Raw genomic sequence first — 25,532 nt, 5'->3', positions numbered from 1 at the left:
TCTGTCAGCGTTGTGCTATCTGCTCAAACAAATCGAAATAAGCGGGGAAGGTTTTGGCCGTACAGCCCGGGTCATTAATGGTAATCGGGCTGTCACCCAGCGCGGCCAGTGAAAAACACATGGCCATACGATGGTCGTCGTAGGTATCAATAGCGGCTGACTGAATACGTTCGGGCGGCTGTATGGCAATATAGTCCTCACCCACTTCTACCGTGGCACCCACTTTGCGAAGCTCTGTCGCCATGGCAGTCAGACGGTCTGTCTCCTTCACGCGCCAGTTATAAACATTACGAATGACAGTTGGCCCCTTTGCAAACAGCGCAGTAGTGGCAATGGTCATCGCAGCATCCGGGATGTGATTCAGGTCAACATCCACACCATGCAGCTCACCACGTCGGACCTCTATCCAGTCATCGCCCCATAAAACCTGCGCGCCCATCTGCTCCAGCACCTCGGCAAAACGTGCATCACCCTGCACACTGTTTTTACCGCTGCCAATTACGCGCACAGGGCCACCCGCGATCGCTGCCGCAGCCAGAAAATAAGACGCCGAAGAGGCATCGCCCTCCACCATGATTTCGCCCGGGGACTGATATTTTTGACCGGATTTTATAAAAAAGCGCTGGTAGTCGTGGTTATCAACCTGCACACCAAAACGCGCCATCACATCCAGCGTGATATGGATATACGGTTTGGACACCAGCTCGCCATCAACAACAATCGTCAGATCATCACGGCACAGCGGTGCTGCCATTAACATGGCCGTGAGAAATTGACTGGAGATGTTTCCCCGGATGCTGATCAGCCCTCCGTTTAATCCGCTGGCGCGAATATAAAGCGGTGGATAATTCTCATCCTGCAAGTAATCGATCTGCGCTCCGCAGGCTCGCAGGGCATCCACCAGATCACCAATCGGCCGTTCATACATACGTGGCTCACCAGTCAGCTGGTACTCACCCACACCCGCGCACAAGGCCGCACACAGGGGCCGCATGGCCGTACCCGCATTTCCCAGAAAGAGCGTCTGTGCATCGGCCCGAAAGGCGCCGCCGGCACCTGACAGCGCACACTCTGTCCGATCAGCAGACAGATCCAGGTCGATACCCAGTTGCTGCAAGGCTTCCAGCATATAGCGCACATCATCGCTATCCAGCAGATTGGTGATGCGGGTCTGTCCCTGCGCCAAGGCAGCAAGCAAGAGAATGCGATTGGAAAGACTCTTGGAGCCCGGCAAGGTGACGGCCCCACGGACCGACCGGATGGGTTGCAGGGTGAGCGATTGCATAGTCTGATTCCAGAGCGGGAGGTTAGTTGGCAAAGCGCGGATTATAGCTCAATCCCCTGCCTCTCAAAAGCAGGGGTGAGCCGGTGCTTTGTACTTACCGTTCGCGCACTGTCTGGTACTTGAGCCGGTTTTCCCAGCGCTTGCGAGCCAGCCGCCGCATATTGGGGATGTCGTCTGTCTCATCCATGATGGATTGGCCAAGCACCGTTTCCAGCAGATCCTCCATGGTGATCAGCCCCAGCCAGGTGCCATAAGGATCGTAAACCAGGCCCATATGCTGATGCTCATTCAGGAAGACTCCCAGCAGATACTCCGCATTCACGTCCTCGGTAATGACCTTGACGGGTTTCATCAAATCAGACAATCGGGTTTCAGGCGCGGCATCCAGGACCTCCGCCCGAAAAACAATGCCTTGCGGGTTATCGTTTTCATCCAGCACCGGATAGCGGGAAAATGCCGTATTGCGCATGCCATTGATTATGTCGGCCACTGTGTCATTCAGGCTCATATATTCGCACACGGTTCGCGGCGTCATGATGTCCCGGACCTTGACTTCGTGCAGATCCAGAATATTGCCAATCACGCGCCGCTCATCTTCGTCAAGCTGGTCGGTGTCACGACCCAGGCTGGTGAGAGCCTTGATTTCAGCACGCAGATCGATATCCGGCGTGCCGACACCCATCCACAGGGTAATTTTGTCGGATAGCAGGATGAATGGCTTGAGCAGAGCAATCAGCACGCCCAATACAGAGGGCAGAACTGGAACCAGGGTTTGCCAGTAGCGAGCCCCCAGAGTTTTGGGAATGATTTCAGACAATATCAAAACCAGGAAAGTCATGATTGCAGAAGCGACAGCAAGATAACCATCTCCGAATACAACACCCACTTGCGCACCAACGCCAGCTGCACCAAAAGTATGGGCAACCGTGTTCAAAGTGAGAATGGCCGCCAGCGGCTGATCAATTCTGTCTTTAAGGCGCCTGAGTTTTTTGTACAGAACCGGATTGGATTCACGGTATCTGACAATATGGCTGGGTGTGAGTGACAACAGTGCGGCTTCAAGCAACGAGCAGATAAAAGACACACATATTGAAAGCAGGGCAAATATCAGTAGTAGGCCCATCGAGGGTCTGTTGTTCTCCTGTTTAGACGCGGGAAATAGATCCTACTACAGACTCGCCTGCACCCTCAATCATAAATTCACGGTCAGGCTGCCAGGCCCTGCCCTATGGCTTGATTGGCTGCACGGCGCTGCCAGAGCTTTTCATGCAGAAAATACACCACCGTGTTGATCGCCGGCTCGACCAATGCAACGGCGCCCCCAATCAGCCAACTGCCGGTCATCGCCCAGGCGACTGAAAATGCGGTAATAAAATGCAGCACTGCAAAACTGGCTGTTTTCTTGACCTGTACCATGATGACGCCCTCTCGTAACGGAAACTTCTCACAGTGTCAGAATACGTCAGTCAGACCATAATAAAAATTTCTTAATTTCTATGTTAATGATAACTATTATCAATATTAATCATCCACCAAGGCTGAGGAAATTCATGAATTCGCGCCGCGTTTTGGGTCCGTAAGTACGAAAGTGTGGTTGAGGATTTTCGAGATAGGCGAGTTTGCGCTGACTGATCTGATCGGCAGCCACAAAACGGTTAATCTCCTCAGCTGAGATTTCATAGGGTCTGGCCGCGTTCAAACCAAATACTTTACGTCGCAGTTCCGGCGTTATTTCAGGGTATCCGAATTGTTCCTGAAAAGCCGTTGAGATCTGGAAAGTACGGAACGCCTGAATCTGGTCCTGCGGTGAACCGTACCAGATGGAGTCTGTGCCCCACAGGACATTGTTTTCGCCCACATACCTGAGCAGTTTGCCCAGAGAATGAGCAGCATTGTCCGGATCTCGCATCAGCAGACGCCAGGTACTGCCCAGTTCGGCATAGACATTACTGTTGGGAGCAACTTCATTGTCCAGCAGAGACTGGATAAGGCTGTCTATGCCCATTCTGCCCTGCCCTTCAGCAAAGGCCTGTTCAGTCACCGAATTATCGTAACCTGAGTGGTAAATCAGGAAATTCATATCGGGGTACATTTTTGCGACTATGCCAACATCATCGCAGCGGCTGTGCTCCAGAGAAATCGGCCCAAACGGCAGGCCTTTGTGTACACAGATATTTTTGACACCCAGGGAGCGCGCACGTTCGATCATGGCCAGCCCCGGGTCGTCATGCAGCCAGAAACCAACACCGCCCGGGCCAAACTGGGTGTAGGTCTTGAATGCACAAATGTCCCAGCGTTCAGCCAGCTCATCCATGCCTTCCAGATCGCCATCCTGGTTGGGGTTGACGCGCCCATGGATCATCAGCCGTTTGCTACCGTCTAACTGAGCGACGATGTTACGGGTTTCGTGCGCGTCTTCAATAGTGACAGGTTCTGTCTCGCGGGTTGAAGGTACAAAGCTCAGCACCATAATGCTGGTGTCACTGTCAAAGAAAACATCCTTTATAAATTCATCTGCGCTCAGACAGTTGAGATAACTGCGATTACCGGGATCATCGGCCATCTCACAACTTGCCTTGGGCAAGGTTGAATATGGCCGGGAATTCTCCGGCACCAGCTGCAGCCAGGCACCGTTGGGATTCACGTAATGCCCCTGCACATCAAAAATGAATTCATTGCCGCCCACTTCTGCCTGCGCCAGCTGCAGGTCAACAGCCGCATCATCACTGATCTGATAGAAACCGCCAGTTTTTCCGGCAGCTGCGTTGGCGGCGTTAAACGCCAAGAGGGTACTAGCTGCCCCACAACTACCTATCAGAAAACTGCGCCGATCCAGGCCACACCGTTTGGCATTAGACGAGGCACTGGTATGAGCCATTTCGTTAGCCAAAAGATTGGCTCTGGACAGCGGCATGGGTGCGTATTCGCCGTTGGACGTGGTGTCGAGTTTTATCGGCAATCGCAGGCCATCCTGATCGATCTGGTGTTTCATGACAGTCACCTCATTATTGTTGTTGTGAAAACAAAAAACCCACTGGAGCTTTCGCTGCAGTGGGCTTTGTCGATCATCAGTCCGGTTCAGAGCGCCGGACATTCAGTTCCTTCAATCCGGCAGAGCCAATGCAGTCAGGGTGCTGCCTGTCTGCAGCACAACGTACTGCTTGCCTTCATGCTGGAAGTTCATCATGCCGTAACGGCTGACGCCAGGTACTTCAACACGACCGATCTCTTCACCGGTCTCTTTATCTACCGCGTAAAGCGCAGGTGTGCCGTCACCAAAGGTGCTGGCATACATCAACATGGTTGACGTAACAGTCATCGGAGCCACGGTACCGGAACCGGTGTTGCCCACATCAACGCCAGCCAGAGCCGGGTGATTCTTCACACGATCAGGCGTTTCACCGACAGGGATCCACCATTTGTGATCACCGGTGTTCAGATCGATTGCAGTGATACGGCTAAAGGGCGGCTTGAACAGGGGCAGGCCCTGCGGACCACGCACCAACGCTGCACGCAGCGGTGCGTAACGGGCAAAGGTTGTGCCCGTAGGCAGCTCCAGCATGGCATCCCGCTCCTGAGCAGGGGCGATGATACGGTTGGTACAACCCTTGCGCGATGTGACAAACAGCGTACCTGTCGTCGGATCGGCCGCTGCCGGACCATCGATGTTTACACCACCGATATCACCCGGACACCAAAGAGAACCCTGGTAACCCAGATCGTTGTCTCGGTGCAGAGGCGGATGGAACAGAGGACCAATCTCAAAGCTGGAGATCGCTTCGATGGCCTGCTGACGCAACTCCGGAGTAAAGTCGATCAGATCGTCGTGAGTCAGACCCTGCATGTCATAGGGGGCCGGTTTGGTCGGGAAAGGCTGCGTAGCGGCGAGTACTTCACCCGGGATCTTGGACTGAGGAACGGGACGCTCTTCAATCGGCCAGATCGGCTCGCCGGTTTCCCGGTTGAACACGTAGGTGAAGGACTGTTTGCTGACCTGGGCCAATATTGGCACAGTCCGACCATTCTGCTGGACATCCAGCAGCACTGGCGCTGTCGGCGTATCATAGTTCCAGACATCCTTGTGAACCAACTGGAAGTGCCATTTACGCTCACCAGTAGAGGCGTCCAGCGCTATAACGCTTGAGCCATAGAGGTTATCACCCTGTGTGTGCCCACGATAAAAGTCGATGGACGCACTGTTGGTATTAACATAGACCATATTCAGGTCAGGGTCAGCCGCCATGGGCGCCCAGGAAGAGTTTTCGCCAGTATAGGCTCGTGGATCATCAATCTGATTACCATCACCATCCTGCCAGGTATCCCAACCAAACTCGCCCTTATCCGGGATGATATTGAATTTCCACTTGAACTCACCGGTTGCTATATCAAAACCGAGAATATCGCCTGGAATGTTCTCAATGCGAGTCTGGTTATAGCCCTGCTCCGCAGAATTACCCACTACCACGGTATCGTTTACAACGATGGCGGGCGACGACGAGGTAATATAGCCCTCTTCCAGCGGAATACCGTAATACGGATCAAATTCGTAACCCATGTAGTCGGCAATGACTTTCTGCAGGTCGACAACGCCTGTTTCCGGGAAGCCCTCAACACCAATTTCATGACCAAAGCCTTCCAGCGGCGCGCCAGTTTTGGCGTCCAGCGCTGTAAGGAAGAAACCTGGGCTGATGTTGTAGATCACGCCACGACCATTGACCTCGCCATAGGCAACGCCTTTGCCGTAGTCTTTACGCATGGAGTATTCGTGACGGAAAGTGTGGGGCTCGCGGTATGACCAGATGGTCTCGCCGGTTTCCGGATCGATGGCCACAACGTGGCGACGATCACCAGCGACTGTGTACAGGATGCCGTCAATATAGCTGGGGGTTGAGCGGCCACTGCTGGCCTGGAAGCTGGCGCCGTCCCAGACCCATGCCGTCTGAAGGGATTCGAAATTGTCAGCATTGATCTGGCTGGCGGGGATAAAACGTGTGTGCGCGTAGTCTGAACCCAGAGTCAGCCATTCAATGGACTCCTGAGCCGATACCAGCGCCGGAACTGCCATGGCCGCACTCACGGCAACCGACAGCAGTCCACCTGCCATTCGTGTATTGTTTATCTTCACTTGCACTCTCCTCATCAAGCCGAAAACAGGATTCTGGCTTTTGTGGTTTTCTTGTTGTCACCGTTGGTCACCGGAGCCTTCCCGTGCAGGGTCAGATTGACAGCCATCAAGCCCCCCTTCTTAAGGCTTAAAGAGCGACGTATCACTCTTGCAGTTATCACTGACAGGAAAGGACTTCTGAGAATACCGCAGAGTTGCCAACAAGTCCACAAGCGCAGAGGGCATCAGCCTCGCATGGATTTCAGCAGGTCGATTTGCTAACTTAACAGACCTCTACACTTTCAGGAAAAACCTTCATGAGTCCAGCTACACCCTCGGATGTCCACCTTAAACTGCGCAATCTGACATTAGAGGACTACCCGCAAATAGCCATATTGATGGAGGCGGTATACCCGGATATCGGTGGTGCCTGGCCTGAGTCATCCATTAAACGGCTAATCAAGGAGTTTCCGGAGGGTCAGATTGTCATCGAAGACTCAGGGCGCCTGGTGGCAGCCGCACTGACCATCTGCTGCGACTATGACCGCTTCAGCCGTCAGCACACCTATGACGATCTGATTGGCAGGCGTGAGCAGATGAAGCACGATCCGGAAGGTGACGCCATGTACGGCATGGACCTGTTTGTTGACCCGGAGTACCGGGACCTGCGCCTGGGCCGACGTCTCTATGACGCCCGCAAAGATATCTGCCGCGACCTGAACCTGCGCGCCATACTGGCCGGCGGCCGCATTACCAACTACCACAAATACGCAGAAGAGATGTCTCCCATGGAGTACATCGAAGCAGTAGATCACCGGGACATTCACGACCCCATTCTGAGTTTTCAACTGGCAAATGATTTCGAAGTAAAGCGACTGCTCAAGGACTACAACCCGCAGGATGAAAAATCCCAGGGTTACGCCACGCTGCTGGAATGGAACAATATCCTGTATGAGCCGGAAACCAGCGACCTCAGTGAGCGACGCAAGACAGTGGTGCGCATCGGCATTCAACAATGGCAGATGCGTATGAGCGGTTCATTCGAGGAGTGGCTGTCGCAGGTTGAATATTTTGTGGACACCTTTGCCGATTACCAGGCCGACTTTGTTTTGTTCCCGGAATTTTTTAACGCACCACTGATGGGTCTGGGTGATCAGACCAATCAATTCGAAGCCATTCGCTTTCTGTCGACTTTTGCCGACAAGACCATCGAAGCGCTCTCGGAGTTTGCCATCACCTACAACATTAACATCATCGCCGGCAGCATCCCTGTTATGGAAGGTGACAAACTGCTTAACAAGGCCTATCTGTGCCGGCGCGATGGCACAGTCGACTCGCAGGCCAAACTGCATATCACACCACATGAACGCCGCGACTGGGTGATTGATGGCGGCGACCAGTTAAAAGTATTTGATACGGATGCCGGACGCGTGGGTATTCTGATCTGTTACGACGTCGAATTTCCGGAACTGTCGCGGCTGCTGGCCAAACAGGGCATGGATATTCTCTTTGTGCCCTTCTGGACTGACACCAAAAATGGCTTTCTGCGTGTGCAACGCTGCGCTCAGGCGCGTGCTATCGAAAACGAATGCTATGTCGCCATCAGTGGCAGCGTCGGCAATCTGCCGCAAGTGCATAACGTGGATATTCAATATGCTGAATCAGCTGTTTACTCACCCTCGGATTTTGCCTTCCCGCACGACGCGGTGATGGCGGAAAGCACTCCCAATACTGAAATGGCGCTGGTCGTGGATCTGGACCTGGACAAACTGGTGCAGGTCCGCCATGAAGGCTCGGTCACCAACGCCAAGGATCAGCGACTGGACTTGTATGAAGTCCGCTGGCTGGGCGACAAAAACTGAGGCGTGGGCAACAGCAGTACGCGCCTTTAATCGCTGGCCTGCTCCACCAGCAAGGTGTAAGCACCTACTGCGCCCGGTTCAAATGTGTTGACATAAACTGCGTAGAATGGATATTCGGCTGTCAATTCAATGCGCGAATCGCCAGACCCCTGCTCAAAGTCATCGTTCTCATGCTGCAAAAGCACATCCTGGCAGAATCCGACACCAATCAGCAGATAGCTGTCGAACTCATCCGAGCGCAGCGTGAAACGATAACTCTGACCCTCAGTGGCTTCAAACTGAAAGCAATCGGCAAAGGTGCCGTCACCCATTTGCGGATATTGATCGTGTAACTCGCCATTCAACAGCTCACCCATCACCAGCCCCGTGCCACTGAAATTCACACCCGGCGTGGCGGGCTGCAGCTCCACATCTTCCTGCCAGTCAGCTGCGTTCTGAGTCATTGACAGCGGACTATAAAGCAGCAAACAGACCGCCATACCGCCCGTCAATTTCGAGAAACCTGATAAGGCCATGTTCAGTCATTCTCCGATTGAGTTGTTTCTGAAAGCATAGCATGCAACTGAGTCAAAACCGGCTGCAAAAGTGTATCAAACTGCCACGGCGGATTGACGATCAGCATGCCTGAACCGTGCATACCAAACTCTTCTGTCTGCGGGGATATTTCAAGCTGAACATTCAGGCAGGGCAGCGCATGAATCAATTTATGCGACAACCACTCGCCCTGATCACGGGCCTTACCCAACAGCGGATACCACAGCGCTATCATACCCACTTGCCAACGCCGATGCACAGCCAACACCGTATCGGCCGCACGTCGGTAGTCTGCTTTGTCCTCATAGGCCGGATCAATCAACATCAGGCCCCGACGCGGTTCAGGCGGCACGATGCCAACCGCCCCTTCGAAACCGTCCCGATGATGTACATGCACACGTGAATCGCGACGAAAATTATCTTTAAGCACAGCAATTTCTGTGCTGTGCAGCTCCATTAAATGCATGCGATCCGATTCCCGGAGCTGGGACTGCATGATGGCAGGAGAGCCCGGATAGCAGACCGGCCGAGCGCCGGCATCCTCAGGATTGAAGCTGGCAACCATAGCCATATAATCCTGCAGCAGTGGCGCCAATGTTTGTTGATCACGCCAGCGCTGCCATAGCGGCATAATCCCGCCATCCGCTTCTGCCGTTTGCCGCGCCTGCCCGCTGTCCAGCCGATAAAAACCAGGTCCGCTGTGCGTATCAATGCAGACAAAGGGCTTGTCTTTTTTGCGCAGGTGCTGCAAAAGACCCAGCAAAACGACATGCTTAAGCACATCGGCGTGGTTGCCGGCATGAAAACCGTGGCGATAACTCAACATGGAATTGTCCGTCGTCAAAACCGGCATGATAGAGTAAATCATCGTGGTTTCGTAGTATCATGCCGCGCTATGACTCACGCATCTCAATCCAGCTCGTACACATTCTTCGCCACTTGCGCCAAAAGTCTTGAATCACTGCTTGAGGACGAGCTGCGTCAGCTCAATGCGCAGGACATCCGCCAGACTGTGGCAGGCGTTTATTTCTCCGGTGATCTGCTGACAGCCTATCGGGCCGTCATGTTCTCACGGATGGCTAATCGCATCATTGTGATACTGGCAGAGCAACCAGCCGCTGATGCAAACGAACTGTATCAGGCCGCCGACAGTGTTGACTGGCAGCAGCATATGCGCGCCAGCGATGGGTTTTCCATTGTGGCATCAGGCAGCACACCGCAATTGCGCCATACGCAGTTTATTGCTCAACGCGTCAAAGATGCGATTGTTGATCAGTTCCGTGCCGATGGCCTGCAACGACCGGACGTTGTTAAGCAGGACCCCGATATCCGCATACACGCCGTGATCAAAAAAAATCGCGTACTGCTGGGCATCGAACTGGCCAAGGGCAGCCTGCACCGCAGAGGTTATCGCCTGGAGCAGGGTGACGCACCCATGAAGGAAACGCTGGCGGCAGCACTGCTGACTCGCGCCAACTGGCCGTCCCTGTCGCAAACGGATCAACCCGTCATTTTTGATCCGATGTGCGGCGCCGGTACGCTGTTGATCGAGGCCGTTTTGATGGCTATGGATGTGGCACCAGGCTTGCTGAGAAGCGGCGGATTTTCCAGCTGGCTGCATCACAACAAAGCAATGATCGAGCAGATACAGACCGAAGCTGAAGCCAGGCGCGAGCAGGGTGCAGACTGGAACGGCAAGGCGCTGGGCAGCGATCAGGATCTGCGCGCCCTGGGCATGGCCCGCCGCAACGCCGAGCGCGCTGGTGTCTGGGATCATATTGAGTTCACGTCGGCCCTGATTTCAGAAGCGAGCGCCGGGCAAGCCGTCACGCTGCTGATCACCAACCCTCCCTATGCAGAGCGTTTGGGAGAGGACGCCGAAGTGATGGAGCTGTATCAACAACTGGGCGACCTGATCAGGCGTGAAGCGCTGGGCGCGCAGGCCGCCGTGTTCACCGCCCGTCCGGAGTGGGGCAAATTGCTGGGCATTCACAGTGATCGGCAATACGCGCTGTTCAACGGCCAACTGCCCGCTAAACTTCTGTTGTTTACTGTCAATGAAGACACGGTTTACCAGCGTCGCAAAACAGCGGTGGATAATCAGCAGATCACTGCGGCGGCGCTGGATGATGGCGGCCAGATGCTGGCCAATCGCCTGCGCAAAAATTTGAAAAATCTGGGCCGCTGGGCACGCCAGAACGGCATAACCTGTTACCGCGTTTATGATGCGGATATTCCTGAGTTTGCCTTTGCTATTGATCTGTACACCGATCTTGATGGACAGCTTCACGCCCATTTGCAGGAATACAAACCACCCGCCACAGTCAATGAATCAGATGCCGCTGTACGGCGCCGCCAGACCGTTCTGGCCGTGCAGCATGTATTTGAACTTTCGGCGCACCGGGTCAGCATCAAGGTACGCGAACGACAAAAAGGCAAACAGCAATATCAGGCTCTTGATGCCGAAGGCGAGGACATTGTTGTACAGGAAGGTGATGCCCGGCTGATTGTCAATCTGCAGCGTTACCTGGACACCGGCCTGTTTCTGGATCATCGCCCCATTCGCCGCTACGTGCATGCCCACGCCCGTGATAAAGAATTCCTGAACCTGTTTTGCTACACCGGCTCGGTCAGCGTTCAGGCGGCTTTGGGCGGCGCAAAAAGAACGGTCAGTGTGGATTTGTCTAATACCTATCTGAACTGGGCCAAACGCAACCTGGCCCTGAACAGACTCAATCTACGCCAGAATGAGCTGGTTGCCATGGACTGCCAGACTTACCTGCAGAAATGCCAACAGCAATTTGACCTGATCTTTCTGGATCCACCGACGTTTTCCAACTCAAAAAGCACGGAGAACGTACTGGATATTCAAAGAGATCATGTCATGCTGATTGAGCTTTGCATGCAACATCTGCGACCTGGCGGTCTGCTTATATTCTCCACCAATATGCGTCGCTTTAGACTGGACTCGTCATTGGCTGATAAATTCCGGGTCACTGACCACAGCACAGCCAGTATCGACAAAGATTTTCAGCGCAATGCGCGCATTCATCAGACCTGGTTAATCTGCGCCAGATAATCATTGTGCAGGGAACGGTGTAAAGAGTAGGCCATAAACACCAGCAGCACACAGAAAGGAAAACCCAGTGCGGTAATGACATTCTGCAGGGCATCCAGACCACCACCCAGCAGCAGAGAGCCTGCTATGCAGCCAAGCAGAATGGTCCAGAAAACCCGCTGGCGGGTTCGGCTAGGCTGCAGGTCGTTTCTGGACAATTGATCCACAACCAGGGCAGCAGAATCTGCAGAGGTGGTCAGAAAAACGATGATGACCACCAGGCTGACAGCAGACATCAAAGTCGGAACCGGAAAGGTCGCCAGAAAATCGAACAAAGCGACTGACACATCCGCCTGCACCTGAGTCACCAGATCCATGCCCTGATTCAGCTCCTGGTCAATCGCTGCCAGGCCGAATACCGAGAACCATAAAATGGTAAAGGCCAGAGGCGCCAGTAGCGCACCAAGCACAAATTCCTTGATCGTTCTGCCTCTGGAAATCCGGGCAATAAAAATCCCCACGTACGGCGCCCACGAGATAGTCCACGCCCAATAAAATACGGTCCAGCTCTGCTGCCAACTGGTCGCTTGATAGGCCTCGGTCCAGAATGACATCCAGGGCAGATTTTGCATGTAGTTGCCGAAGTTCTGCACAATGCCCGAGGTAATGAACAACGTTGGTCCGGCTATCCAGACAAACAGCATGACCAGTAAAGCGAGAATAATATTGAATTCCGACAGGCGCTTGATGCCACGGTCCAGCCCAAGCGCCACCGATATTGTCGCAATCAGTGTGATCACGGCCACCAGAACAAGTTGTGAGGTCTGACCGACCGGCACATCAAAAACCGCATTCAGACCACTGTTCAATTGCAGTGTTCCCAGACCTACCGACACTGCAACACCAAACAGAGTGCCCAGCAACGCAATAATATCGATCGTCCAGCCCAGCGGCCCAAAGATTCTGTCACCAAGTACCGGGTAAAAAACACTGCTGATACGCATCGGCAAGTTTTTACGATAGGCAAAATAAGCGATCGCCAGGGCGGGCATGGTGAAGATGGTCCAGGTATGCAGACCAAAATGATAAAGTGCGATATTCATCGCATGCTTGGCCGCTTCCACCGTTTGCGGTTCGATTTCCGCCAACGGCGGATTGGCGAAGTGCGACAGGGGCTCAGCAACTCCCCAGAACATCAGAATGGTGCCGATACCCGCCGCAAACAGCATGGCAAACCAGGTTTCTGCACTGTATTGCGCCGTTTCATCATCCTGACCCAGGCGGATTGCCCCATAGCGGCTGAATGCCACCCAGATCAGGAACAGCAGCAAACCGGAAACACTCGCCACATAAAACCAGCCGAAGTACTGAAAGGTGAAGTCCCCGATCGCTTCAAAAAACGCAGCGAACTGACTATTGAAAGGGATGGCGAACGCAACAAAGAGAATCGCAATAATTGCCGCCGAGATAAATATTTGCGGAATGGCGCTGATTCCCAGCCTGTTTCCCAGTCGTTCAAACATCCCTTCCCTCCATCGTTGGTTTTAAACCAGTTCGGCCAAAATTGACCGGTCGTAAGTCTTTAATTGATCTGCATGATCAGACGTCACAAGTTTAACCCAGTCCGGGTTGGCAATCAGGGCGCGCCCCACCGCAACCAGGTCAAACTCATTAGCAGCCAGACGCTGCAGAAGTTCGTTAATGTCTGCCGCATCAGCCTGCCCGCCCTGGAAAGTTGTGATGAACTCCTCGTTCAGACTGACACTGCCAACAGTGATAGTTGGCTTATTCAGCAGTTTACGCGTCCAGCCCGCCAGATTCAGCTCCGATCCTTCAAACTCCGGCTCCCAGAATCGACGAGTACTGCAGTGGAAAATGTCGACGCCCGCTTCAGAAATGGGTGTGAGCACCTCTGCCAGTTCGTCCGGCGATGTCGCAAGGCGTGCACTATAATCCTGCTGTTTCCACTGCGAGAAGCGGAAAATAATGGGAAAATCTTCACCGACTTCGCTGCGGATAGCCTGCACAATCTCAACCGCAAACTGACTGCGACGTGCACGTGAACCACCGTATTTGTCCTCTCGCTGATTCAGTCCTTCCCACAAAAAGTCATCCACCAGATAGCCATGTGCTCCGTGTACTTCCAGCGCATCGAATCCCAGTTTTTTGGCATTGCCACCTGCTTCGCCGAAGGCGCGGACAATGTCATTAATCTCCTGTGTTGTCAGCGGCTCACCCACTTTTTTGCCCGGTAGAGCCAGACCGGAAGGCATTGCACTGGGGTAATCCGGAAAAGGCCCCGTACCCGGTTTACGAGCACAGCCAACATGCCACAGCTGCGGTGCAATTTTTCCACCTGCCTTGTGCACGGCCTCGACTACTTTACTCCAGCCTTCCAGCGCTTCTTCGGCATAGAAGTTGGGAATCTTGCTGTCAAATGACGCGGCCTTGTGATTGACCGTCGTACCTTCAGTGATAATCAGCCCTACATCCCCCTCGGCGCGTCGGCGATAGTAATCAACCACATTCTGACCGGGCACCCCGTCAGGCGAAAACTGGCGCGTCATGGGCGCCATCAGCACTCGATTTTTAAGCTGCAGTTTGGGGGATTCAAATGGCGACAGCAAAGCTGCCAGTGAAGCGTTCTGCGTCATATCTCTGTCTCATCCTGTTGCCGTTCATCGGACAATAAAAAAGGGCCGCTTCTTGCGGGAAGCAGCCCTTTTTGCGTGTACTGCTTATGCAGTCAGGTATTATGGCAGATCGGTGTATGAGAAGTAACCGATAAACATTTCCTCCCAACTCTGCAGTCCACCCAGCGCTGGCACGGTCGGATCGGGGTTGCCGGGGTTGTACTCGGAGTTATCAAACAGACCCTCAACAACCACGCGCGAACCGGCCGGAATCACCATTGGCTCATCCATACGGTAAGTCGGCTGCCATGCGAAGTTGTAATCAGGGATATTGATAATCTTTTCCTGGGTGTTATCCGGGTAGATCACACGCGCCGCCATGGACTTGCCACGGTAGTGCATGTGAGCACGGAAACCGTGCAGTACGATGTCTTTATCGAAGACATGTGTGGCGGCCATTTCGTGCTCCATGGCACCCGGCGGAATGATGATGTTCTCGGTGCGGTTGCCCGGAGACACAGAGTATGTGTGGTACTCCAGATCCGGCTCCTGACCTTCGTCATAGAACCACAGACCAACCCGGGTATTGTCCACGGACTCTTGACCGAACGAGGTGTAGTGAATGCTCATGCGCAGTGCAGAGCCTTCCGGCACCTTGATGCCCGTTCCGGCGGGGAACTCGGTTGCATACTCTTTACCCGGGGCATAACCTTCCAGGAATTCACGACGCGGATCATTGACCGCCTCATCGATCATGCCTTCACTTTTTTCCGTGTCGGCTACGACGTAAGAGAGCAAGTGGTGAAGCACCCGCTTGTCACCGGGAATAAACTGAACAGCCTTGACCCACTTCTCTTCTCCGAATTCCAGCGGAATCACAGAGTCGATATAATCGATCACGCCTGTTGCCGGTACAGTGAATGAGGGTACATCTACGATATAATCCGGCTCGGTTCCGTTATAGATCCACTCACTGGAGGGGGCTTCTATCTGAGTCAGGGGATCTACCCCGGCCTGCGCACCAACCATCCAGCCTGCAGTTAACAGCATTGCAGCAGTTAAGGTGGTTTTTTTCATTATTACTGCTCCTCTACGCTCATCTGAGTTAATAAAACACTGCTGAGCGTAGATCAGGCACCAAATAAGCTCAAGCCCGGCAAGCCGACTTTTGTAACATTATGTTACGCACACAAACAGGCCGCCCTGGTTTACAGAGCGGCCTGCTTACAGTTATAACATTGATTTACTGAGGTAAATCAGTATAAGAGAAGTAACCGATAAACATTTCTTCCCAACTCTGGAGACCACCTATCGACGTGACAGTCGGATCCGGATTGCCCGTATTGTACTCAGAGTTATCAAACAGCCCTTCCACAATTACCCGCGAACCTGCCGGCAGAATCATCGGTTCTGACATACGGTAAGTCGGCTGCCAGGCAAAGTTATAGTCAGGGATATTGATAATGTCCTCTACCGTATTGTCCGGATAAACAACACGCGCCGACATCTGCTTGCCGCGATAATGCATATGTGAGCGGAAGCCATGCAACACGATATCTTTATCGAACACGTGAGTAGCTGCTGACTCATACTCCATGGCGCCCGGCGGAATCGCGATCTGATTCATCGGCGTAGACACAGAATAGGTATGGTATTGCAGGTCAGGCTCTTTGTCCTTGTCATAGAACCAAAGCCCGACACGGGTACTGTCCACAGCTTCCTGCCCGAAGGAAGTGTAGTGAATACTCATGCGCAGCGCAGAACCTTCAGGCACCTTGATACCGGTTCCAGCCGGGAACTCGGTGGCGTACTCCTTGCCCGGCGCATAACCCTCCAGGAATTCACGGCGCGGATCGTTGACCGTTTCGTCCAGCATGCCCTCACCGGCGTCTGGCGTGTCAGCCACAACATAAGACAGCAGGTGGTGCAGAACACGCTTATCACCGGGAATAAATTGCACGGCCTTGACCCAGCGCTCCTCACCAAACTCCAGTGGCACAACCGAGTCTATGTAATCGATGATGCCTGTAGCAGGTACCGTGAATGATGGCACTTCAACAACATAGTCCGGATTACTGCCGTCATACACCCACTCGCTTTGCGGCGGCTGTATTTGCGTCAAAGGATCAACTCCCGCCTGTGCGTGCATGGCAAATGCAGCAGCAACAGCCAGCGAGGTACCAATTGCCAATTTTTTCATACGACCTGCCTCCCCGAAGGTAATCAACCTGATAGTGATGTTTCAGGGTTACATTGTGGGTCATGGCAGATCTGGAATCATTGACACAGCTCAAACAAAAAGCCGTCACTCGATAGTAACGGCTTCTTGTTTAGTCTTTGGAAGCGATTTGTAAGGCAATGCTTACTGTGGGAGGTCTGTATAGGAGAAATATCCGATAAACATCTCCTCCCAGCTTTGTGGCCCACCAACCGCCGGCACGGTCGGATCCGGATTGCCGGGATTATACTGCGAGTTATCAAACAGTCCTTCAACTACGACCCGAGATCCGGCCGGCAATACCATGGGTTCCGACATACGATAAGTCGGCTGCCAGGCAAAGTTATAGTCGGCCACGTTGATAATCGGCTCGGAGGTATTATCGGGATAGATCACGCGGGCGGCCATGGACTTGCCACGATAGTGCATATGAGCACGGAAGCCGTGCAGCACGATATCTTTGTCAAAAACATGGCTCGCGGCCATTTCATGCTCCATGGCACCCGGCGGAATATGCAGTGTGTCACGTCCGTTGGCAGAGACTGAATACGTGTGATACTCCAGATCAGGCTCAGCGCCTTCGTCATAGAACCACAGGCCAACACGGGTGTTGTCCATGGTTTCCTGACCAAAAGAGGTGTAGTGGATGCTCATACGCAACGCAGAGCCGGTCGGCACCTTGATGCCAGTACCCTGAGGAAACTCTGTCGCATATTCCTTACCGGGCGCATACCCTTCCAGGAATTCGCGGCGCGGGTCATTGGAGGCCTCATCTATCATGCCTTCATTCTGTCCATCATCGGCCACCACATATGACAGCAGATGATGCAGGACCCGCTTGTCACCCGGTATGAATTGCACCGCCTTGACCCATTTTTCATCTTCAAATTCCAGTGGGATCACAGAATTGATGTAGTCAATAACACCGGTGGCAGGCACAGTAAAACTGGGCACTTCAACAATATGATCAGGAGCAGATCCATCATAGGTCCACTCGCTGGTAGGGGGCTGGATCTGGGTAAGTGGGTCAACACCTGTCTGTGCCTGGGCTCCCCAGGCAAACGCCAGCGCAAGTGCAGCAGTCAAACTTGTTCTTTTCATTATAGTTTTCTCCTCGAGCGGGAATGTGTGTGCTGCACACAAACTGCCTTGCAGTGCAAGAATCGTAAACCAGCATCGGGGATAAGACAAGCAAATATCTTTCAACAAAAAAGCCGCCAACTGCGAACAGTGGCGGCATTCTTGCGATTACCGATCGGCACCTGAGAAATCAGGCACCGTCAGCAAGTTAATCAATTACGCGGCGAACCAGCGTTAATCCAGTGAATCAGCTTCTGACGCTCTTCAACAGGAATGTTGCCTGAGTTGGTCCAGTGACGAACTGTGGGGTCAACCTGCATCGGAGGCATACGGCCAGTCATGATTACCTCGCGGATCATCGGGCTCCAGCCCTGAATCATCATGTGGCTGTTCATGGCAAACGGTCCGATACCACCTTCAACGTGACAGCCAACACAGCGCTCGATCAGGATCGGAGCGATTTCTGTTTCATAGTCAGGCGCTTCTGCCATGTAACGCTCTTTGGCTGGGAAGGTCATTTCACAACCTTCAGCCACCTCGAAATCGACGTTGACAACATCCATTGAACGGCTGTCTGCACCGTCAGCAACGATTGCCTCCAGTACTTCACCCAGCGGCGCACGAGCTGGCTGAACCGGCATCGGTCCACGATAGATCACCTGCATACGCACAGGATCAACAACAATCACCTGACCAGCCTTGGTAACACCCAGTGCATCTGCAACCAGTTGAGTTTCATCATCCATGATGGGGAAATCATAGTTCCAGACAGCTTCTTCAGCGCGGATGCCGTCACGACCGTAGTCCGGAGAAGAATTCAGCATCAGGAAGCTGACGCCGCGGTGATCCCAGTTGGTACGCAGTTGCTTGTAGCGAGCAATGTTTTCACGGTTATTGGTACAGCCAGCCTGTTGAGAAACGATCACGACAGCCTTGTTGAAAGCATATTTGCTGAGCTGGTGTGCTTTACCGTTGTTGTCGATCAACGTGAAGTCGCCAACACGGTCGCCTGCAAAGGCATTAAAACTCATAGCGGCTGCTACAGTGAATAGCGCCAGCAATTTTGATTTTTTCATGGTGAACAAACCCTCATTCTCTCTCTGGATATTTCTGCGGAACACTTACGTCTGAAACGAAACGCTCTGCGACATATTATTGTTTTGTTTTTTGAACGATCACAATACTACACGATTGCAGACAAGCAAGACTACTATAGCCATCTCGCCTGAATCTTAATCTGGCGCAAACTTAAGGCAGATTGATTTACCGCAAACCAGATAAGACTGGCAAACAAAAGGGGCTGCTTCTCAGGAGAAGCAGCCCCTGGTGTTGTTGTGCTGCTTTATCGAGCTTCTAACACACTATTAATCGTTAGCAGTGTAAGAGAAGTAACCGATAAACATTTCTTCCCAGCTCTGCAGACCACCCATGGCATCCACGGTCGGATCCGGGTTACCCAGGTTATACTGAGAGTTGTCAAACAGACCTTCTACCACTACACGTGAACCAGCAGGAATCTGCATCGGCTCATCCATGCGGTAGGTGGGCTGCCAGGCAAAGTTGTAGTCAGGAATGTTGATGATTTCTTCCTGAGTGTTGTCAGGATAGATCACACGTGCAGCCATAGACTTGCCACGGTAGTGCATGTGAGCACGGAAACCGTACAGAGTGATGTCTTCGTTGAAGACGTGGCTTGCAGCTGACTCATACTCCATGGCGCCGGCCGGAATCTGGATCTGATTCATCGGTGTGGCGACTGAGTATGTGTGGTACTGGTACTGAGGCTCATTGTTCTCATCGGCGAACCACAGACCAACACGGGTGCTGTCAGTAGTTTCCTGGCCGAAAGAAGTGTAGTGAATGCTCATACGCAGAGCTGAACCGGTCGGTACGTAGATACCAGTGTTTTCGGGGAACTCTGTGGCGTACTCTTTACCCGGCGCATAACCTTCCAGGAATTCACGACGCGGATCGTTCACAGTTTCGTCCAGCATGCCTTCACCAGCGTCTGGCGTATCAGCAACAACGTAGGACAGCAGGTGGTGCAGAACGCGCTTGTCACCCGGAATGAACTGAACGGCTTTAACCCACTTGTCTTCGCCGAATTCCAGCGGAATTACGGAGTCGATGTAGTCGATTACGCCAGTAGCAGGTACTGTGAAGCTGGGTACGTCAACAACGTAATCAGGCTCTGTACCATTGTAGAACCACTCAGCATCAACCGGCTCAACCTGAGTCAGTGGGTCAACACCTTGTGCATTCGCCTGAAAGCTGACGACTGACGCCGCCGCAACCAGAGCTGCTAAACTCAATTTTTTCATGTGGAATTCCTCCCGCAGGTTCAAGCGGCTTTCCTCACTTCCGGGACCATTCCCGATTGCAACTGCCGCCATACTTTCTGTCTGTCTTATTTCTGCAAACTGCATCGATTGCAGCTGTGAGCATTGAAATCGATGCTAAACCAAGTTCTCGAAACAGTACAATGCTGTGTGCTGTATTTTTGCAACAAAGTGTGTCGGTTCACACCCTTGTAATTTGGCTACATGCCTTGTCAATCAAGCATTTCCGGGCAAGTCGACAACTTATCGCCAGCTATGTAATATGGTTCCATCCCATGTCAACGGAGGCTGCCATGAACCGACTGCACAGGCCCGTCCGACTCGTCTGCCTGACTTTGCTTGTTGCCTTGAGCTGCCTGTCATTTGCACCACAAGTATACTCCCAGCCACCTGCTTCGGACAGTGAATCGATCGCATTGACCGATCTGACAGGCCCTATAGGTCCAGCCAGCGCGGACCATATCATACGCGCTCTGGAGCGCGCTGAAAACATGCAATTGCTGATCATCCGCATGGATACACCCGGCGGCCTGGACGCTGCCATGCGAGACATCGTCAGCGCCATACTGGCATCCCCGGTACCTGTTGTTGTCTGGGTGGCGCCGTCTGGCGCGCGCGCCGCCAGCGCCGGCACTTATATCCTGACCGCCAGCCATATTGCCGCCATGGCACCAGCCACAAATGTGGGCTCCTCAACACCTGTAGCCTTAGGATCTGGCGAGACCAATGAGAAAGTACTGAATGACGCCGTCGCTTATCTGCAGGGCCTTGCCGAATTGCGCGGGCGAAATCAGGACTGGGCTCGTGACACCGTCATCAATGCCGCCAATCTGTCCGCCAACGACGCCCTGGATGCTAACGTAATAGACATAGTCGCCAGCAATATCAGCGAATTACTGACCGCCCTGCACGGACGCACAGTTGTGCTGGACGATAACAGTAGCCGCACCCTGGACACCGCCAACGCTTCAGTGACGATGATCGAAAGCGACTGGCGACACGATTTCCTCAGCATCATCACCAACCCCAACATTGCCTATCTACTGTTAATGGTCGGCGTTTATGGCCTGATATTGGAGTTTTACAACCCGGGAATGGGCATTCCCGGCATTGTGGGCGTGATCAGCCTGCTGGTCGGCGCTTATGCATTGCAGATGCTGCCAATCAGTTACGTCGGCCTTTCGCTTATTGTATTAGGACTGGGGCTTATGGTATTCGAGGTGACAACCCCCAGTTTCGGCATTTTCGGGCTTGGCGGTCTGGTCGCGTTCATACTGGGGTCAGTCATGTTAATGGACACCAACGAACCGGCCTGGCAGATTTCATTTGCACTTATCGCCGCGATTGCCGTCAGCACAGCGGCACTGGTTCTGCTGGTTCTGGGGGCCGCCCTGAAAGCCCGCCAGGCACGCATCACCACTGGCGTAGAAGCCATGCCGGGGCAACTCGCCATTGCCAGAGAGGATTTTACCGGCGAAGGACATGTGCACATGCACGGCGAGATCTGGCGTGCTACAACACCAGCACAGGTCAAAAAAGGCGACCGGCTCCGCGTCAGCCGGGTTGACGGACTGACGCTACACGTTACACCCGATAACAACGAGTAATATTCTTAGCACAGTCCGGACTGTCGAGAGCAGAAAGCTCAGTGTCGATAGCCCGGACCGGGTCAAAACCATCATTTCCAGTCTACGGGGAGAACACCTATGGAAGTCTTTACTCTCGCGCTTACCGCCATATTTCTTGGCCTGCTGTTCAGCACTTTCAGAATACTGAAAGAGTATGAGCGCGGCGTCATCTTTATGCTTGGCCGCTATCACAAGGTCAAGGGACCAGGACTGATCATTGTGATCCCGGTCCTCCAGCAAATGGAGAAAGTGAGCCTGCGAACAGCCGTCTGGGACATACCGTCGCAGGATCTGATCACCCGCGACAATGTCTCGGTAAAAGTAAATGCAGTGCTATATTTCCGGGTGGTTGACCCACAAAAAGCCATCATCAATGTTGAAAACTTCATGGAAGCCACCGGTCAGCTGGCTCAGACCACCCTCCGTTCAGTGCTGGGACAACATGAGCTGGATGAACTGTTATCGGAGCGCGAGCGCCTGAATACAGACGTGCAGGACATTCTGGATCAGCAGACTGACGACTGGGGCATCAAGGTCAGCAATGTTGAAATCAAGCATGTCGACATCGACGAGAGCATGATCCGGGCGATTGCTCAGCAGGCGGAAGCTGAACGATCACGACGCGCCAAAATTATCCACGCGGCCGGCGAGTTCGAAGCCTCCCAAAAACTGGTCGAAGCCGCCCGTCAACTCGCCACCCAGCCAGAGTCTATACAACTCAGATATTTGCAGACCTTGACCGAAATTGCCGGCGAGCAGAATTCAACAATTGTTTTCCCCTTGCCGATGAACCTGATCGAAGGTCTTTCCCGAATGAGCTCAACACCCGCGAAAATGCCCGACAAACCAGAGAATTAAGGCCGGGCAAGCGCTTTGTAGTAAAACTACATTACTTCGCAGATCCAGAGAAATCCCCGCCAGATAGCAACAATTATGAGCATATTCAGCGCAACTGCCCCCGCAGCTGCGCTGGATTTTAACGGCCGTTTACTATATTCTTCCGCACCTCGCTACACTGGACGCTGATTAAGAACCGGGAACCATGAAACAGACATCTGATACCAGCAAAACAAAGAATACCACCACATCCAACAAGTTCGTCTTCAACTTTGGTCGCCAGACTGATGGCAATGCCACCATGCGCGAATTGCTGGGCGGCAAAGGCGCCAACCTGGCCGAGATGGCCGCGATAGGCCTGCCCGTCCCACCGGGCTTCACCATCAGCACCGAAGTGTGTACCTACTTTTACGAACACTCACGCAGCTACCCCAAAACGCTGAGCAAAGATGTCGAAAAAGCCATCAAGCTGGTTGAGGACCAAATGGGCCGCGAATTCGGCAGCCGTGACAACCCCTTGCTTGTCTCAGTGCGATCCGGTGCCCGTGACTCCATGCCGGGCATGATGGATACCATCCTGAACCTGGGCCTGAATGACGAAACGGTACAGGGCTTGTCCAATATTTCCGGCAACCCCCGATTTGCATGGGATTGCTACCGTCGTTTCATTCAGATGTATGGCGATGTCGTGATGGGCGTGCAGGCGGCCAACGACGAATCTGAAGAGCCTTTCCATGCCCTGCTGGATGATATGAAAAAGTCACTCGGCAAAGAGCTCGACAACGAGCTGACAGCGGAAGAACTGCAGGAGCTGGTCAGCCGCTACAAGCTTCTGATCAAAAAAGAAACCGGCGATGAGTTCCCGCAGGATGTTTTCCAGCAGCTCTGGGGTGCCATTGGGGCTGTCTTCGGTTCATGGAAAAACGATCGCGCCATCCTGTATCGCCAGCAGTACGGCATACCCGCTGAGTGGGGAACGGCCGTCAACATCCAGGCCATGGTCTTCGGCAATGCAGGCGACGACAGTGGCACCGGCGTTGCCTTTACCCGCGACCCGGCCAGCGGTGAAAAAGTATTTTATGGTGAATACCTCACCAATGCCCAGGGCGAAGATGTTGTCGCCGGCGTGCGAACACCCAAGCCTATTTCTGCCATGGCCCAGGAATTGCCGAAAAATTTCGCCGACCTGGAGAAGGTCCGCTCGCGCCTGGAAAAACACTTCAAGGACATGCAGGACTTTGAGTTTACTATCGAAAACGGCCGCCTGTTTATACTGCAGACGCGAAATGGCAAGCGCACCGGTCTGGCCGCTATTCGTATCGCCGTCGAGATGAACAAAGAAAAGTTGATCGATCAAAAAACTGCTTTGCTGAAAATTCCTGCCGAATCCGTGGATACCCTGCTGGTTCCGGTATTTGATCTCAAGGCGCAGAAAGTTGCCGAATTGATCTGCAAGGGCCTGCCGGCAGGCCCCGGCGCAGCGACAGGGCGTATTGCCTTCACGGCCGCCCAGGCGGAGATCGAAGCACGCAAAGGCAACAAGGTCATTTTGTGCCGCTCAGAAACATCACCGGATGACCTCAAAGGCATGCTGCATTCCCAGGGCATCCTGACCACCCGAGGCGGCGTATCTTCACACGCAGCACTGGTTGCACGTCAGTTAGGCAAGGTCTGCATATGCGGCGCTGGCGATATCACCATCAATTACGAAAAGAAAACGCTGACAGCGCATGGCATCACCTTGAAAGAAGGTGACTACATTTCGATTAACGGCACCACCGGTTCAGTTTACAAGGGCCTGATTGAAAGCGCCGATTCTGAAGTCAAGCGCGTACTTGAAGGCACCATGAAGCCGGAAGACAGCTACACCTACCAGTTGTTCCAGACCATCATGGAGTGGTCAGACAAGCACCGAAAATTGCGCATCCGCACCAATGCTGATACGCCGGCAATGGCTCAGTCGGCCGTACAGTTCGGCGCCGAGGGCATTGGCCTGTGCCGCACTGAGCACATGTTCTTCGAAGGCAGCCGAATTGACGACATGCGCCAGATGATTCTGGCCATTGATGGTGTGCAGCGTCGCGAAGCTCTCAAGAAACTGCTGCCCATGCAGCGCAAAGACTTTGTTGGCCTGTTCCGCGCCATGGGTGACCGCCCGGTCACCATCCGTCTGCTGGATCCACCGCTGCACGAATTCCTGCCACAGGACGATGCTGTGCGTCGGCAACTGGCGGACAAGCTGGGTCTGCCGCTGGAGTTCGTAATCGACCGCATCAAAGCCCTGCATGAAGAAAATCCCATGCTGGGTTGTCGCGGATGTCGCCTGGGCATTCTGTATCCGGAAATCACCGAGATGCAGGCACAGGCCATCTTTGAAGCAGCTGCCGAGGTCATGGGTGGAAAAAATCCAATCAAGGTTCAGCCTGAGATCATGATCCCGCTGGTTGGCTTTAAAGCCGAACTGGCTGATCAACTTGCTATCGTGCGTCGAATTGCTGATGAAGTCATGAACAAGAAAGGCGTCAAGATCAAGTACATGGTCGGCACCATGGTGGAAGTGCCACGGGCTGCCATTACGGCCGATGAGATCGCCGAACAGGCCGAGTTCTTCAGCTTTGGAACTAACGATCTGACGCAGACTACGCTCGGCCTGAGCCGTGATGATATGGGCATGTTCTACGACGAATACCAGCAAAAAGAAATCTACAGCAAAAATCCCTTTGCCAGCCTGGACAAAACCGGCGTTGGCAAACTGATGCAGTTTGCTGTCGATAATGGTTTGCGTACTCGCAAGGATCTTAAGCTGGGTATTTGTGGCGAGCATGCCGGCGATCCCGACTCAATCGACTTCTGTCACAAGCTGGGACTGCAGTACGTTAGCTGCTCACCGCCGCGCGTTCCGATAGCGAGACTGGCGGCAGCGCAAGCTGCCCTGCGCTCATGAATCGGACGTA

19 protein-coding genes are annotated in these 25,532 nt (G+C 53.4%); 5 read left to right on the top strand and 14 right to left on the bottom strand.

The features are described 5' to 3' along the window. Positions 1-4 precede the first annotated feature (4 nt). From aroA to PS2015_RS03350, 5 genes are all read right to left on the bottom strand, one after another. On the bottom strand, positions 5-1,285 hold the full coding sequence (aroA, locus tag PS2015_RS03370; protein WP_058020907.1) for a 3-phosphoshikimate 1-carboxyvinyltransferase: 1,281 nt from the start codon (positions 1,283-1,285) through the stop codon (positions 5-7). 94 nt (positions 1,286-1,379) lie between these two features. Then, positions 1,380-2,408, bottom strand: coding sequence for a CNNM domain-containing protein (locus tag PS2015_RS03365; RefSeq protein WP_058020906.1), 1,029 nt, complete (start codon positions 2,406-2,408; stop codon positions 1,380-1,382). An 83-nt stretch (positions 2,409-2,491) separates the two neighbouring features. Beyond that, a complete protein-coding gene (locus PS2015_RS03360) occupies positions 2,492-2,701 on the bottom strand; it encodes a DUF2061 domain-containing protein (protein WP_058020905.1) in 210 nt (69 codons plus the stop codon). 109 nt (positions 2,702-2,810) lie between these two features. Beyond that, entirely contained in the window at positions 2,811-4,277 is a 1,467-nt protein-coding gene (locus tag PS2015_RS03355; RefSeq protein ID WP_058023117.1) for an amidohydrolase family protein, read from the bottom strand. A 111-nt stretch (positions 4,278-4,388) separates the two neighbouring features. Continuing rightward, positions 4,389-6,410: an outer membrane protein assembly factor BamB family protein gene (locus tag PS2015_RS03350; protein WP_169792265.1), complete on the bottom strand. Its 2,022-nt coding sequence runs from the start codon at positions 6,408-6,410 to the stop codon at positions 4,389-4,391. 296 nt (positions 6,411-6,706) lie between these two features. Between PS2015_RS03350 and PS2015_RS03345 the strand changes: the two genes are divergently transcribed. Next, positions 6,707-8,251: a bifunctional GNAT family N-acetyltransferase/carbon-nitrogen hydrolase family protein gene (locus tag PS2015_RS03345; protein ID WP_058020903.1), complete on the top strand. Its 1,545-nt coding sequence runs from the start codon at positions 6,707-6,709 to the stop codon at positions 8,249-8,251. A 26-nt stretch (positions 8,252-8,277) separates the two neighbouring features. On the opposite strand, the gene PS2015_RS03340 is transcribed toward PS2015_RS03345, so the two are convergent. Both PS2015_RS03340 and PS2015_RS03335 read right to left on the bottom strand, forming a co-directional pair. Next, positions 8,278-8,766 (bottom strand): hypothetical protein, encoded by a 489-nt coding sequence (locus PS2015_RS03340; protein ID WP_058020902.1) that lies wholly within the window; start codon positions 8,764-8,766, stop codon positions 8,278-8,280. Positions 8,767-8,768: 2 nt separating this feature from the next. Continuing rightward, a complete protein-coding gene (locus PS2015_RS03335; protein WP_058023116.1) occupies positions 8,769-9,611 on the bottom strand; it encodes a 23S rRNA (adenine(2030)-N(6))-methyltransferase RlmJ in 843 nt (280 codons plus the stop codon). Between the two features lie 69 nt (positions 9,612-9,680). Between PS2015_RS03335 and rlmKL the strand changes: the two genes are divergently transcribed. Continuing rightward, complete coding sequence (gene rlmKL, locus PS2015_RS03330) at positions 9,681-11,864, top strand: bifunctional 23S rRNA (guanine(2069)-N(7))-methyltransferase RlmK/23S rRNA (guanine(2445)-N(2))-methyltransferase RlmL (protein WP_058020901.1); 2,184 nt, start codon at positions 9,681-9,683, stop codon at positions 11,862-11,864. On the opposite strand, the gene PS2015_RS03325 is transcribed toward rlmKL, so the two are convergent. The 7 genes from PS2015_RS03325 to PS2015_RS03295 form a co-directional block, all read right to left on the bottom strand. Next, on the bottom strand, positions 11,837-13,366 hold the full coding sequence (locus tag PS2015_RS03325) for a BCCT family transporter (RefSeq protein ID WP_058020900.1): 1,530 nt from the start codon (positions 13,364-13,366) through the stop codon (positions 11,837-11,839). The two genes, rlmKL and PS2015_RS03325, sit on opposite strands and share 28 nt — an antisense overlap. A gap of 21 nt (positions 13,367-13,387) precedes the next feature. After that, the gene (locus PS2015_RS03320) at positions 13,388-14,497 is read right to left on the bottom strand and encodes an NADH:flavin oxidoreductase (protein ID WP_058020899.1); all 1,110 of its coding nucleotides are present in this window, start codon (positions 14,495-14,497) and stop codon (positions 13,388-13,390) included. 99 nt (positions 14,498-14,596) lie between these two features. After that, entirely contained in the window at positions 14,597-15,553 is a 957-nt protein-coding gene (locus PS2015_RS03315) for a monooxygenase (RefSeq protein WP_058020898.1), read from the bottom strand. A gap of 166 nt (positions 15,554-15,719) precedes the next feature. Continuing rightward, positions 15,720-16,676, bottom strand: coding sequence for a monooxygenase (locus tag PS2015_RS03310; RefSeq protein WP_058020897.1), 957 nt, complete (start codon positions 16,674-16,676; stop codon positions 15,720-15,722). A gap of 162 nt (positions 16,677-16,838) precedes the next feature. Next, the gene (locus tag PS2015_RS03305; protein ID WP_058020896.1) at positions 16,839-17,795 is read right to left on the bottom strand and encodes a monooxygenase; all 957 of its coding nucleotides are present in this window, start codon (positions 17,793-17,795) and stop codon (positions 16,839-16,841) included. 191 nt (positions 17,796-17,986) lie between these two features. Continuing rightward, positions 17,987-18,850 carry a redoxin domain-containing protein gene (locus PS2015_RS03300; RefSeq protein ID WP_058020895.1) on the bottom strand — a complete coding sequence of 288 codons (864 nt, stop codon included), beginning with the start codon at positions 18,848-18,850 and terminating at the stop codon, positions 17,987-17,989. 288 nt (positions 18,851-19,138) lie between these two features. After that, entirely contained in the window at positions 19,139-20,095 is a 957-nt protein-coding gene (locus tag PS2015_RS03295) for a monooxygenase (protein ID WP_169792264.1), read from the bottom strand. A 311-nt stretch (positions 20,096-20,406) separates the two neighbouring features. On the opposite strand from PS2015_RS03295, the gene PS2015_RS03290 reads away from it, so the two are divergent. The 3 genes from PS2015_RS03290 (at position 20,407) to ppdK (ending at position 25,522) form a co-directional block, all read left to right on the top strand. Continuing rightward, a complete protein-coding gene (locus PS2015_RS03290; protein ID WP_058020893.1) occupies positions 20,407-21,720 on the top strand; it encodes an NfeD family protein in 1,314 nt (437 codons plus the stop codon). Positions 21,721-21,819: 99 nt separating this feature from the next. Beyond that, positions 21,820-22,599, top strand: a complete 780-nt coding sequence (locus PS2015_RS03285) for a slipin family protein (protein WP_058020892.1) — start codon at positions 21,820-21,822, stop codon at positions 22,597-22,599. Positions 22,600-22,783: 184 nt separating this feature from the next. Continuing rightward, a complete protein-coding gene (gene ppdK, locus PS2015_RS03280) occupies positions 22,784-25,522 on the top strand; it encodes a pyruvate, phosphate dikinase (RefSeq protein ID WP_058020891.1) in 2,739 nt (912 codons plus the stop codon). Positions 25,523-25,532 lie beyond the last annotated feature (10 nt).

The organism is Pseudohongiella spirulinae (assembly GCF_001444425.1).
GTDB lineage: Bacteria > Pseudomonadota > Gammaproteobacteria > Pseudomonadales > Pseudohongiellaceae > Pseudohongiella > Pseudohongiella spirulinae.
The sequence above is the reverse complement of the archived record's forward strand: the minus strand, read 5'-3'. Positions and strand labels throughout refer to the sequence as shown.